Source organism: Pontibacter amylolyticus, assembly GCF_014638845.1.
GTDB classification, from domain to species: domain Bacteria; phylum Bacteroidota; class Bacteroidia; order Cytophagales; family Hymenobacteraceae; genus Pontibacter; species Pontibacter amylolyticus.
Map to the genome: position 1 here is coordinate 74,536 of NZ_BMFP01000010.1, position 13,471 is coordinate 88,006.

At 53.6% G+C, this 13,471-nt stretch carries 7 protein-coding genes; 1 reads left to right on the forward strand and 6 read right to left on the reverse strand.

The genetic code is table 11. The features are described 5' to 3' along the window. The 4 genes from IEV97_RS19505 to IEV97_RS19520 form a co-directional block, all read right to left on the reverse strand. Entirely contained in the window at positions 1 to 3,210 is a 3,210-nt protein-coding gene (locus IEV97_RS19505; protein WP_188503170.1) for a SusC/RagA family TonB-linked outer membrane protein, read from the reverse strand. Positions 3,211 to 3,761: 551 nt separating this feature from the next. Beyond that, positions 3,762 to 5,915: a ferrous iron transport protein B gene (gene feoB, locus IEV97_RS19510; RefSeq protein WP_188503171.1), complete on the reverse strand. Its 2,154-nt coding sequence runs from the start codon at positions 5,913 to 5,915 to the stop codon at positions 3,762 to 3,764. A gap of 12 nt (positions 5,916 to 5,927) precedes the next feature. Further along, on the reverse strand, positions 5,928 to 6,176 hold the full coding sequence (locus IEV97_RS19515) for a FeoA family protein (protein WP_188503172.1): 249 nt from the start codon (positions 6,174 to 6,176) through the stop codon (positions 5,928 to 5,930). Positions 6,177 to 6,801: 625 nt separating this feature from the next. Beyond that, on the reverse strand, positions 6,802 to 9,252 hold the full coding sequence (locus tag IEV97_RS19520) for a bifunctional UDP-N-acetylmuramoyl-tripeptide:D-alanyl-D-alanine ligase/alanine racemase (protein WP_188503173.1): 2,451 nt from the start codon (positions 9,250 to 9,252) through the stop codon (positions 6,802 to 6,804). A 163-nt stretch (positions 9,253 to 9,415) separates the two neighbouring features. Here IEV97_RS19520 and IEV97_RS19525 point away from each other — a divergent pair, with 163 nt between their 5' ends. Next, the gene (locus IEV97_RS19525; protein ID WP_188503174.1) at positions 9,416 to 10,366 is read left to right on the forward strand and encodes an EamA family transporter; all 951 of its coding nucleotides are present in this window, start codon (positions 9,416 to 9,418) and stop codon (positions 10,364 to 10,366) included. Positions 10,367 to 10,480: 114 nt separating this feature from the next. On the opposite strand, the gene IEV97_RS19530 is transcribed toward IEV97_RS19525, so the two are convergent. After that, a complete protein-coding gene (locus IEV97_RS19530) occupies positions 10,481 to 10,795 on the reverse strand; it encodes a hypothetical protein (RefSeq protein WP_188503175.1) in 315 nt (104 codons plus the stop codon). 88 nt (positions 10,796 to 10,883) lie between these two features. Continuing rightward, on the reverse strand, positions 10,884 to 13,469 hold the full coding sequence (locus tag IEV97_RS19535; protein WP_188503176.1) for a DUF5686 and carboxypeptidase regulatory-like domain-containing protein: 2,586 nt from the start codon (positions 13,467 to 13,469) through the stop codon (positions 10,884 to 10,886). Positions 13,470 to 13,471: the final 2 nt, after the last annotated feature.

Here is a 13,471-nt window from a genome sequence, read left to right on the forward strand (position 1 = left end):
TTAGAAATTGAATCTGACATTAAATCCGTAGTTTCTGAAGGCAGGATATGCGCCAGACTGATACCCTCTGGATGCGTTGCCCGAACTCAAGCCTTCTTCCGGATCGGAGTAATCCATGTTTTTGTGGATAATCCACAGATTTCGGCCAATCAGCTGGATGTCAACCCCTTTAATAAAGCCGAGGTTTTCCATTAAGGACTGTGGCAACGCATAGGAAAGGGCAACTTCTCTCAGCTTCACGAAACTGCCGTCGAACACGTACATGGCCCTTGGGGCCTCTATACCTCCGGCAGCATATCCAAAAGGAGTGGCTCCATTACCGTCCGTATTCTCTGCATAGACGTCGTTCGGGGTGCCGTCCTCTTTCACGCCGGGCAGCAGCACGCCACCACCTTCAGCCACCGGCAAACGAGAAGGATTTCCTTTGTCGTTCAACCCGGCAGAATTCGGATACAGGCCTGTCGCCTCGCCATACCACTGGTCAAGGGAGAATATATCGCCGCCGTGGCGCACATCAACCAGGAAGCCGAGTGACACACCTTTAAAGGTCAGCGTGTTGTTAACCCCACCGGTCCAGTCCGGGTTCGGATCACCGATAATGTCAGACGCGTTGCCGGAGTTTATGTAGTAGCCTTCGGAATTAACAGTTTTTTGCCCGTTTGTGTAGACGAAGTCAGTACCCCTGATCACACCAAATGGATGTCCAACAGCAGCGTTGAGCGACACCCCACCTTGGAAAGTGGCAAGCGGGATATTCTGAACATCCTGGTACAGGCTCTTGACTTCACTTCGGTTACGGGCGAAGTTGATATTGATATTCCAGGAGAAATCACCTGTCTGAACCGGCGTTGCAAAAGCAGCCACCTCAAACCCTTTGTTTTCCACCTCACCGGCATTCACCCACTGCGCCGTATAGCCCGTAGCGCCGGTGGTAGACACGTTGATGATCTGGTCTACCGTGCTGGAGCGATAATAGGTGAAGTCAAATCCAAACAGGCTGTTGAAGAAGTCTGCCTCAATACCAGCCTCAAAGCTTTTGGTTCTCTCAGGCTTCAGGTTCTCGTTGTTTTTGGTATTCGGTATCGAGAAGAGTGGAATGGAGCCTAATCCTGTTGGCTGTGTGTACACATCGAATATACTGAACGCCGGAGCACTGTTGCCTACCTCAGCATAGTTCACCCGAAGCTTACCACCTGACAGCCACGGCACCTGAAGTAGGTTGGAGAACACCACGTTACCCGCTATGGAGGGATAGAAGTACGAGTTTTCTCCTTCTGGTAGTGTGGTAGACTTATCCCGTCTTGCAGAAAGCTCCAGGAAGTAGGTTTCTCTGAAGCCGATGTTAGCATTCGCAAAAATGCCGTCAACGCCTATACGCTCAAAGTTTTCAATAGGAGCCGTGATGGGGTTAACTGAGTTTGACAGTGTGTAGAGCCTTGGCACAACAAGTCCACCGTTGGTAGTTGCTCTGATATCTCTGAGCCGGTCTCTGCGCAGGTTGGTTCCAATTAAACCATTCAGGCTAATATCTTCCGTAAGATCCCTGTTGAAGTTTAAGAAGAGATCGTAGTTGGTTTCGTTGAATTCCCTGTCATATCGCTCAAACTCACTCACATCAGCACTTCCGACGGCTACACGCTCTTCCTGCATATCTGTGGTTGTGTTATAAGTGACCCTGCCCATTAAGTTTAGCCAGTCCGTAAACTTGTAGGTAGCAGTTACATAACCATAGAAGTTGTCTCTGGCGTCGTTAGAGTAGTTCTCGAATCTGGTCCAGTAGGGGTTATCAGAGTAGATAGGACCTGTGTTTGCCGCATTCCAGTTCCAGGTAATGTTCTGGCGGTTTCTGAAGTAGGCCTCTTCCTGCTCTTTGATATCCACGTTGGTCTGCCACCACTGCCTGAACTGCTGGTTAGGGTTACGGCCCTGGTAGCCCGTTCCATACCTACCCACACCCACTGTGCGCGAGTAATTGGCAGAAGCACTTACCGATATCTTCTCAGTTGCCTCAAAAGTACCCGTAAAGTTAAACAGGTCTTTATCAAGCGTCGCATTGGGCAGGTTTCCTTTAATATCGTTTCGGGTATAGCCTATGTTGAAGGTCGTCTTATCACCGCCGCCACTGATCATTAAACTCTGATTAGAGTTAACACCAGTCTCATAAAAATCACGGGGATCATTTTCAGCAGCTACCCAGGGTCTTGTCTTTCCAAAATTCGGGTGGAGTGGATCAATGGCATCCCATTGGTATACCTGCAGGTTCGGGTCGAATCGCGGACCATAAGAAGCGTCGTCCTGGAAACGAACTACTGGCGCAACGCCGCTACCCAGGTCAGCTGATGTACGGAATCCCTGGAAGTAGCCCGCGCCATACTCTTTCTGGTAGTCGACATACGTGCTCCTATCCATCGTGCTCCAAGTAACACCACTATTAACCGTAATATTGAGGCTGTTCTTTGCGCCTTTTTTGGTAGTGATCATGATAACGCCGTTGGCTGCGCGCGAACCATAGAGCGCTGTTGCGGCGGCACCCTTCAGCACGTTAACAGACTCAATGTTATCGGGGTTCAAGTCCGCGGCAGCGTTACCAAAGTCAGTACCGGTTCGGCCAGACTGCTGGTCGGCGGTGTTGGTATTGGCATTACTTACCGGCACGCCGTCAATTACAAACAGTGCCTGGTTATTACCTGTAATAGACTTGTTACCACGAATAATAACGTTCGTGGAACCACCCATGGTGTTGTTGGAACGGATGTCCAGACCAGCCACCTTTCCTGAAAGGGAGTTCACAAAGTCGGCAGGTCTTGTGCGCGTAATCTCATCACCGCTCACCTGCTGGGCGGAGTATGCCAGCTCATTCTTGTTTCGCTCGATACCCAAAGCTGTCACCACTACCTCGCCCAACTGCTCTGCGGCTATAGGAAGTGCTACGTTAATGGAAGTCGCATCCCCAATGGGACGCTCAGTAGTACGGTAACCGATAAACCGGAATTCTAAGGTAGTGGCGCCTTCTGGCACCGTTATAGAGTAGTTTCCATCGGCACCTGTAGCGGTACCAACGGTTGTTCCCTTCACCAGTACCGCTACCCCTGGTAAAGGCTGATTTGTGGAAGCGTCTGTTACATTGCCGGTAATGACCCTTCCCTGGGCCAGCACCTGTAGCTGCAATGCAAAGATCAGTAAGAAGCTTATTGCTAGAAGTTTTTTCATCGCTTTCTGGATTTAGTAAAAATCGGAGTATGGCTGGCTTATAGAAGTATAGCCAATTAGCCAGCGCCAGGATGGCGTCTGTTCAGAAGAAGGTAGATGATGGTTCCCGGTGCCGCTAGGCAGCCGTTCAGTCGTAGGCGTATTGTACCGGTGCCAGAGGGGCATCCGTGAAGTGGAGATATTCTAACGATTGCAGCTAATCAGACCCTTTCAAGATAGTTTGCCAGGAACCCACCACATTCGGCCACTGCATTTATTCCTGCGCCATATGTTATACCTGTCGTGCAGAATATTTGTTATGACAATTTTAATTTAATTCTAATCTTTTTAGCCACAAGGCAAATTTTAAAAGCAAAATAATACAAAATCAAGTGTGATTCGCTCATTTCTATAAATATCCGAAGCCAGCAGCTACACTGCTAGACCAGTAGTAGCTGATTTGGTATTCGGGATACACCAGACATAGGTACACAAAAAGGATCCATCAGATATGGCAACAAAAAGCCCACTCCTTTCGGGAGCGGGCTCTTCAGTTATAGCTAGGTTTCTGCTTAACTCATCAACTGGAAAACAGCGAAAGCGGAGACATACGCCAGCCCTGTCATGTAAACTAATTGCGCCAGTGGCCATGTCCAGCTCTTTGTTTCGCGGCGCACAATGGCCAGCGTACTGATGCACTGCATGGCAAAGGCGTAGAAAATCAGCAACGAGAAGGCCCGGGCCGGTGTGAAGAACGGGTTGCCATCGGCGTCTTTCTCTGACATCAGCTTGTCTTTGATCGTGGTCACGTTCTCTTCCTCGCCTATACTGTAGATCGTCGAGATGGTGCCGACAAACACCTCGCGGGCAGCAAAGGAGGTGAGCAGGGCTATACCTATCTTCCAGTCGTAGCCCAACGGACGGATGGCCGGCTCGATGGCCTGACCGAACTTGCCCGCGTAGCTCGACTCGAGTTGGTAAGAAGCGATCAGGTTATCGGTTTGCTCCTCGCCAAGGCCTTTCACTTCGGCCTCCGCGACGGCGCGCTCCTCGGCACGCTCGAAGCTATCGCCGGGACCGTAGGAGGCCATCACCCACAGGATAATGGAAACCGCCACGATGATCTTGCCCGCCTCCATCACGAAAGCCTTGGACTTCTCGAAAATGGTGAGGCCCACGTTTTTCCAGCGCGGCATGCGGTACACCGGAAACTCCATAATAAAGTAGCTACGCTCACGGGCTTTCAGCAACACCTTGAGTAGCAGTGCCGACAGGATGGCCGACAGGAAGCCCAGCAGGTATAGTCCCATCAGCACAATGCCCTGCAGGTTCATGAAGCCGAAGTAATACACCTCCGGCACCACCAGGGCGATCAGCACGGTATACACCGGTATGCGGGCCGAGCAGCTCATGAGCGGCGTCACGAAGATGGTGATCATGCGGTCTTTCCAATTCTCGATCGTGCGCGCCGACATCACAGCGGGTACGGCACAGGCCACACCAGAAATAAGCGGCACCACGCTTTTGCCGTTCAGTCCGAACTTGCGCATGATCTTGTCCATCATAAACGTCACACGGGCCATGTAGCCGGTTTCTTCCAGAATGGCGATGAAAGCAAAAAGTATGGCGATCTGTGGGATAAAGATCAGAACGCCGCCTAGGCCGGCGATCACGCCTTCGGTCAGCAGGTTGATTAGCGGCCCACTGAAGTTCTCCTGGATAAGGCCATTCAGCGCCGCTATACCTTCGTCGATCAGGTCCATGGGATAGCTGGCCCAGGCAAACACCGCCTGAAACACAAGAAACAGCAGTCCCATGAAGATCAGGTACCCGTACACCCGGTGCGTCAGGATCTGGTCGAGCTTGTTGCTGAACTTCTCTTCCTCCTTGGCTTTCTCTACCCGCACCACGTCGAGCAGCACCTCGTTGATGCGCACATAGCGGGCAATGGTCTCGTTGGCCTGCTCTGTGGTAGACCTGAACCCCTGTGCCTCCAGTAGCTGCGCCACCCATACCTTATCCTCTTCTGACAAAAAGCGCAGGTGCTTGTACTGGTGCGCATAGTGCAGGGCCAGGTAATCGTTGTTCAGACTAAAGCGCTCTTTTATCTGTTCCACCGTGGGCCTGAGGTTGGCCGGTACCTCAAAGAAAGCCACCTCGGTGGCCGACAGCTGCTGCGACACCAGGATTTTGAGCGCCGCTATACCTATGCCTTTGCGGGCATTCATGGGTATAACCGGCACGCCGAGGTCGCGCTGCAACGCTTCAATGTCGATCTTCACGCCTTCGGTCTCGGCCACGTCCATCATGTTGAGGGCCAGCACAGCAGGTATGCGCAGGTCGGCCAATTGCGTGAACAGCAGCAGGTTGCGCTTCAGGTTAGAAGCGTCGGCCGTAACGATGACCAGGTCAGGGCGATTTTTTAATACCGGATCGTAGAGCAGGTCGATGATCACCCGCTCGTCGAGCGACTTGGGGTATAAGCTGTAGCTGCCGGGCAGGTCGATGATTTGGGCCTTGAGCTGCGGCGTCAGATGGCTGATGCCGGTCTTTTTGTCGACGGTAACGCCCGGAAAGTTGCCCACCTTCTGGTTAAGGCCTGTGAGCTGGTTGAAAAGTGAGGTTTTACCCGAGTTCGGGTTGCCAATCAAAGCTATTCTGGCCACCGGCTGGTGGACAGGTACTTTTTTGGCTTCCGGCGCTTCCGCCTCTATAGTAACAGCCATGTGGTAATAAATCTACTTCAGCAGAATGGTTTCAGCTTCGTCTAAACGGAGTGAGAGCGTATAGTCGTTCACGATGATGGTAACAGGGTCTCCAAAGGGGGCTTTGCTGTTCAGCTTCACCTCGGCACCAGGTATACAGCCCATCTCCAGTAGCTTAAGCGCCATTTCCGGGTCGTTTAGGCTAGAAATCTCCCCGCTCTCCCCGATCCTCAGATCGCGCACACTCTTCTGTTGTTGTGATTCCTCTGTCCTGTTACGCACGATTTCTCTTCTTTTATTTAGACTGTTTATAAACAACTGCAAGATACAAGCTGTTCCCCGGTATTGCAAAAGAATAGGACTTATGATTTGAAGATAGGAGGATTTGGGGATGAGAAGATTTGGAAATTTGGAGATGTGGAAATTTGAAGATTTGAAAATGAATGTGCTGATGATAATCTTGAGATCCGGACCTCTTAAATTTTAAGGAGCAATTGATTTGTGACCTGATTGGTGCGGGCTTGTTGAGACTGGGTTCCCGACCGGGTCGCAGGGCCAGGTATAGGATGGCAGATGCTTACAGGTATAGTATGGATTACAGGTATAGCGCAGGCCTAGGTTTACAGGCATTGTACCGTCGACTTAAGTGTTTTACTGTCATTTCGAACGTTGGTGAGAAATCTGACATGTTGCCAAACCCTTGAGATGAGCCAGCTCTCTCCATTCTGTCGAGATGACAATTGAGGTCTACTACTCCTTGTGTTGACGGCATGGGTATAGGACAGGTATAGCCGTACCAGCTACAACCGAAAGCAGGCTTTTTAACCTGCAATACATCAATCTATCATAAATACTCACATTCCATAATTAACCCATTAACACATTCCCACATTAGCACTTTACCGAATTACTCCGAAAAGAAAATGCGCTTGACGCGGGAGCTGACGTTGGTGAGCAGTTCGTAGGGGATGGTGCCGATGCGCTGCGCCAGTTCGACCAACGTCAGCTGCGGGCCGAACACCGTCACTTCGTCGCCTACTTTGGCAGGTATACCGGTTACGTCCACCATGCACATGTCCATGCACACGTTGCCGATGATCGGGGCGTGGTGGCCGTTGACGAGCACGTGCCCTGTGCCGTTGCTGAAGCGGCGGTCGTAGCCATCGGCATAACCGATGGCGATGGTGGCGATGGTCTTGTCGGTGTCGGCTATACCTTTGCGGCTGTAGCCCACCGTTTCGCCCTGGCGGATGTGTTTGATCTGGGAGATAGCTGTCTTGAGCGTGCTCACCGGTTGCAGCGCCTCCTGCTCCGAGCCTGTGGACTCCACTCCGTACAGTCCTATACCTAGCCGCACCATGTCCAGCTGGTGCTCCGGGAAGCGCACGATGCCTGCCGAGTTGAGGATATGCTTTAGCACGGTATAGCCAAGGCGCTCTTCCTCCTCAGCAGCCAGAGAACTGAAGTTTTGCAGCTGCATGCGCGAAAAATCATCGTGCAGGGCCTCGTCTGCTCCGGCCAGGTGGCTGAACGTGCTCACCACCCGCACCTGCGGATGCTGCTTTAACAAGGAGAACAGTTCGTCAAAATCTTCTTCTGTGAAACCCAGGCGGTGCATACCGGTGTCGAGCTTCAGGTGAATTTTGTAGCGGATGTCCGGCTGGGCGGTTGCCAGAAAATCGCGGAGTAGCTCCAGGGAGTAGATCTCGGGCTCGAGGCTGTACTGGTGCAGTTTGGCCAGGCTGTCCGGTGAGGGGTTCATGACCATGATCGGGAGCGTGATGCCGTGCTCGCGCAGGCTCACGCCTTCGTCCACGTAAGCCACCGCCAGGTAATCGACGCGATGAAACTGCAGCAGGTTGGCTACTTCAAAGCTACCGCTACCGTAGGCAAAGGCCTTTACCATCACCATCAGTTTGGTGCCCGACGCCAATTTGGAGCGGTAGTAGTTGAGGTTATGCACCAGCGCATCCAGGTTTACTTCCAGCACCGTGCCGTGCACCTTCTGCTGAAAAGCCTGCACAATCTTCTCGAACCCAAAAACACGGGCGCCCTTCACCAGCACCAGTTCGTTACGGAACTGCTCCGGACTGAACTGCTGCAAGAAATCGGCAGTACTGGTATAGAAAATGGTATCGCCGCCAAATTTGGCGCCATGCGCCTGTATGGTTGGTCCGATGCCGATCAGTCGCTCCACCTGATGGGCTTTGGTCAGGGAAGCTACTTCGCTGTAAAGTTTCTCCTCCGGCATACCTGACTCCAGCAGATCAGAAAGTATCAGCGTGCGCCTTCCCCGCTTCGGCTGGCTGGCCAGCAGGTCGAGGGCGATGGAAAGGCCGGCGAGGTCGTTGTTGTAAGTATCGTCGATGAGGTAGCAGCCGTTGATGGCCTCTTTCATTTCGAGGCGCATGGCCACGGGCTGCAGCCGGTCCAGGCGATCCTGGATGGCTGTCAGGTCGGTTCCGCGTTGCAGCAATACCGCCAGGCAGTGCAGGGCATTCTCCACCGAGGCCTCATCTGTGAAAGGTATAGCCAGGCTGTGCCGTTCACCCCGGAAGGTATAGCCCAAGATGGTTTTATGGCCGGAAGTAGTGCTGCTTCGGATTTCCACATCGGCCTGTTGGTGACGTGACCAGGTGAAAGAAGGTATACCGCTCGCCTGCACCGCTTCGTGTATCAACTTGTGATCGAGACAATAGAAAAGCAGCTCCACTCTACTGAACAGCTGCATTTTCTCCGCTACTTTCTGGCGATGGTCGGCAAAGCCCTCGTCGTGGGCGCTGCCGATGTTGGTGAACAAACCCAGTGTTGGCTGTATGATTTGCTGCAGCTTCTGCATCTCACCGGGTTGCGATATACCTGCTTCGAACAGGCCCAGGGTATGGTTGGCATCCAGCTGCCAGACTGAGAGCGGCACCCCGATCTGGGAGTTGTAGCTGCGCGGGCTCTTCACGACCATTTCCTCCGGACTCAACAGTTGCGCCAGCCATTCCTTCACGATGGTTTTGCCGTTGCTGCCCGTGATGCCCAGCACAGGTATACGGAACTGCGCCCGGTGCGAGGCTGCCACCGCCTGCAGGGCCTCCAGGCTGTTGCGCACCTGCAGGATACTTGCCTCCGGGTATAGCTGCGCCAGCCCTGCCGACGCCTCGACCACAAACTGCCGCACACCAAGCCGGTAAAGTTGCCCCAGGTATACGTGCCCGTCGTTGTGTCGCCCCTTTATAGCAAAAAACAGCGTGCCTGCCGGCTGCGAGAGCTTTCGGCTGTCGGTGAGCAGGTGCACCACGGCGCTGTCCTGCGGCAGCTGCACTACGGTGCCTCCTGTAATGGCTTGAAGCTGGCGAAAGCTGAGCATACAATTTAATTTAAAGCTCAAAGATAAGGTTTAGGACGAAGGGTTGTGGCGAGCTGCGCAGAATTAAACCAGTCGGAACTTAATGTTAAAACACAGATTTCGAAAACTATATAGCAGCTTTTTCAAAATCAAAACGATACCTTTGCCCTCTTTTAGTTGAAAAATGGAAACAACGAACACCAAACCATACTACGCGGCAGGTATAGCAGCCTTCGTCATCTGGGGCTTTATCCCTTTCCCGCTCAAGGCACTGGCCGACTACCCGAGCGGGCAAATCCTGTTCTTCCGGGTGACGTTGTCTGTGCTGTTTCTGGTGCTGATCACGGTGCTTTTCCGGCGCAAATACCTGTTGCAGACGCTGGCCCAGGTAAAGGCCTCCAAGCCGCGTGAGGCACGCAGGTTCCTACTCTTCACTTTTCTGGGCGGCTCGCTGCTCACCATCAACTGGCTGACTTTCATTTACGTGATCAACCACATCAACATCCAGACGGGCTCTTTCTCATACCTGCTTTGCCCGATCCTGACAGCGGTGCTGGGCTTTGCGCTGCTCAAAGAGGAGTTGCGGCCAAACCAGTGGCTCGCCATTGGCCTGAGTGCACTGAGCTGCGTTTTGATCGGGACGGGCGAGCTGACGAGTCTGCTCTTCAGTCTGCTGATTGCGCTGAGCTATGCCTTTTACCTGATCACGCAGCGCCTGCTCAAGGCGTACGACAAGATCGTGCTGCTCACGCTGCAGCTGTTGCTCTCTTTTGTGTTCATCGCACCATTTTACGAGCAGTTCAAAGGCAGCTCTGAGGTGGTGCTGGACGGACACTTCTTTTTGATGACAGGTATACTGAGCGCTGTTTTTACGGTGCTGCCGCTGTTCCTGAATCTCTATGCGCTCAAGGAGCTCACTTCCGGCACCATCGGCATCCTGATGTACATCAACCCGATCCTCAACTTTGTGGTGGCGTTCGTGTACTTCAACGAAGAGACCACGGCGGTAAAGGTGGCAGCCTACGTGCTGATTTTTATCTCGGTGATCATCTACAATATCAACCTGAAAGGCCGTAAGAAAACGGGCGCCGGCCTGGTGATTCCGCCAGTCGGCACCACGGCGGTGGTGAAGTAACCTATACCTGCTAAAAACAAAGAGGCCATACCTGATTGTGCTTAGGTATGGCTTCTTTGTTTAATTTCCCTGTCACTGTTCCTTCCTGCTTTTATCTGCATTCAGGTTGTGAAATTAGGGCTGCTGATTGGTTCTTTTTTGCTGTTGCTGCTGCTTTTCCAACTCTACCCGCTGGCGGGCTACCGTATCTACGTTGGAGGGCAGGTTGCCAAAGCGGTCGGCCTGCTCGCCTGTTTCAGCTGTGTCGCCGATCGGTGCAGGGCGTGGCTTGGTCAGGTTTTGCGTGGATTCGCTCTTGTTCGTAATAGCTTCGGAAGTACTGGTGTCATTTACCGGGTCGGACTGTGGTCGTTCGCCGCAACTGGTGCCTAATACCGCTACCAAGGCCAGCGCCAATCCTGTTATAAATATATCTTTTAGCTTCTTCATAGTCGTTTTTAAATGGTTATGAACTGTGCTTTTTTAACGGCCATCCTGTGGATTTGGTTATAAAACAGCATTCACCCGGCACTATACCTTAAAATCCAAACCCGAACCGAACGCCGGTATGCACTTTCTGCCGCTCCTGAAACGACGTGAAGAAATCGACGCGCAGCACTTTGAAGATGTGCTCTATCCCCAGACCCAGTTCCAGGTAGTTCTCCGACTCGCGCGTGTTGAGGTAATGCAAACTCACCACCTCCTGCCACTTAAGCTTGCGGAAGAGCGGGATCTTGTTGAACAGGAAGCCATTGAAGTGGTGCTCGTAGTGCCCTTCCAGGTAGCGGTTGCTGGTGCTATACCTGTAGTAGTCGAGCAGCTGGAAGCCGGTATACACGCCCGCGAACACCGTGCGGTTGCCGTTGAAGTGGCGGTAGTCCATCAGCTGCATGTTCTCCTTGCCCCAAAACGTGCCACCGGTAAAGCTAAACTCACTGCTGCCCAGCAACCCCAGGCTGAAGTCGTCGGAGATGCGAAGCGCCAGGGTCGTATACCTTACATCGCCGCCCAGTGCCTTGATACCGCCCCGGTAGCCCAGCGAGAAGGTAGGCCAGCGCGAGCCGATGTTGATCTTGCGGTCGGGTCGGGAGATGTAGTTCATGCCCGGACGGAAAGCGACGGTGAAGGCCGCCGTCAGGGCCTGGTGCGGATCGAAGGCGGCATCGGCCAGCTCGGCGTTCTCGGGCACATTGGAGGTGAAGCCGCCGCTGCTGCTTTCCCGGAAGGTATAGTCGGTGGAGTTCTGCAGCGGCATCCGGTGACTGTAGTCCAGCGATCCAAGGATTGTGACGCCATTCAGAATTTCGGAGCGGTAGTTCACCCGGCCATAGTCGCGCTGGTATAGTTTAAGGTAGTTGCGCTCCATCAGCAAGGTATAGACCGTGTTGGCAAACGGCGAGATCGGGTTGGTGGAGTTGATCTGATCCACGAAACGGCCTCCTTCGACTGAAACCGAGCTCCGTTTGATGGGATCGTAGGTATAGCTCAGGCGCAGTTTGGCATTGAGTTTCTCGTTGGCAAGGCCGTAGCGGATGGTGGGCTCTATTTCATAGCGCCGCCGGTCTTCAAAGTCCTGCCGGTACTCCATGCCCACGTTCAGCACGGTACCCTCCACCGTGTTGTACTGCAGCACGCTCGGCCCGCCCGTCAAACTCAGCAGCGGGTCGATCCGGAAAAAGCGGCGCTCGTAGGTGTTATTGTAGGTATAGCCGCGCGTAAAAAAACTGCCAAAAGTTGGTTTGTTCCGGATGCGGTCCACCGAGTCTTTGTATACCCTGGACTCGCGAATTTCCTCCAGGCTGTCTTTGCGCTGGTAGTCGGTTTGCTCTTCCTCGGTGAGAGGCACCGGCCGGATCTCCGCCCAGTAGGCTGAGTCGCGGGTATTGGCTTCTTTCTCCACGACCAGCACCTCGCGGCTGAAAAGCTTTTCGTCGTGTATGGCAGGCTGCTCTTCGGGTGTTGCGGCGATGGGTTCGATCACCCGTGCCCGCTTCCGCCGGGCGGGCTTCACTTCCACGGCTACGGCATCTTCCACCACTTCCGGCTCGGGCTCCACCACCGCTGGCGGACGGCTGTAGGCAGGCTGCACCTTATACCTGGAGTATACGCCTGTCGCATAGCCCCCGCCCTTAAAGCCCAGTCCCGAAGCCTCGAACGTGAAGCGCTGCGACACCGGCATCCACACCTCTTCCTGCACCGGCGCGTATACCTGCCGCACCCGGATGAAATCAACGAAATCTATCCCTGCGTTTTTGGTGAGGGTGAGGTCCGTGCTGTGGATGCGCCAGGAGCCGTCCACGATGTAAATGTTGCCCTGAAACACCGGATCGTTTTTGCGCCTGGGTATGACTTTGATCTTGTTGATGGTGCGCCCGTTTTCCTCGAAAGCGCCCTGGTACTCGAAGCGGTAGAAGAAGAGCGCGTTGTTGGCCAGCGGCGACACAAAACCCCGCTCACTCAGGCCTTCTACCTTCAGCAGGTTATCATAAAAGCTGATGTTCATCTCCGAGGCCTGGTTGAAGCTGAAGCCCTGTTTCTTACCGCTTACTTTGGAGGAGATCACCCGCTCGTTCACCTTGTTGGGCTTTTTGAAATGCAGCTCCGACACCGACTCCGACAGGTATACGATGCCCGTGTCCACATCCACTACCCGCACGCCCAACACCTTGCCGGGCACCTTGTCCATGCGGGCCACGCCTTTCATATACACGCGGGCACTCCAGGCATTCACCTCGTCGCGGTGGTACTTGCGCAGCCGGATGGCGTTGCGCATGATGCCGTAGGCCGGGTCCTCGTCGGCGGCTTTTACGACCACTTCTTTCAGGTTGAGCACCTCGGGCAGCAGCTGCACATTTAGCTCCTGCGCGCCCTCGCCAATGGTCACGGTTTCGATGCGGGCTTTGTACCCGACATACTTGAACTCCAAGGTATAGGTACCAGCCGGCAATTGCAGCTGGAAATTGCCTTGGTCATTGGAGGCGGTGCCGCTGGCTGTTTCCTTGATGTAGATGCTGGCAAACGGCAGGCCCTGGTTGTTTTCGTCGGTGATGCGCCCGCGCAGTGTACCCGCCATGGTGATGGCCGGCAACAGGTATAGCAGGAAAAGCAGCAAAGCAGGGCGCATGT

Coding starts and splice junctions, on each gene's coding strand:
- IEV97_RS19530 (WP_188503175.1), bottom strand. CDS start 10,795: ATGAAGAAGCTAAAAGATATATTTATAACAGGATTGGCGCTGGCCTTG.
- IEV97_RS19505 (WP_188503170.1), bottom strand. CDS start 3,210: ATGAAAAAACTTCTAGCAATAAGCTTCTTACTGATCTTTGCATTGCAG.
- IEV97_RS19535 (WP_188503176.1), bottom strand. CDS start 13,469: ATGCGCCCTGCTTTGCTGCTTTTCCTGCTATACCTGTTGCCGGCCATC.
- IEV97_RS19520 (WP_188503173.1), bottom strand. CDS start 9,252: ATGCTCAGCTTTCGCCAGCTTCAAGCCATTACAGGAGGCACCGTAGTG.
- feoB (WP_188503171.1), bottom strand. CDS start 5,915: ATGGCTGTTACTATAGAGGCGGAAGCGCCGGAAGCCAAAAAAGTACCT.
- IEV97_RS19525 (WP_188503174.1), top strand. CDS start 9,416: ATGGAAACAACGAACACCAAACCATACTACGCGGCAGGTATAGCAGCC.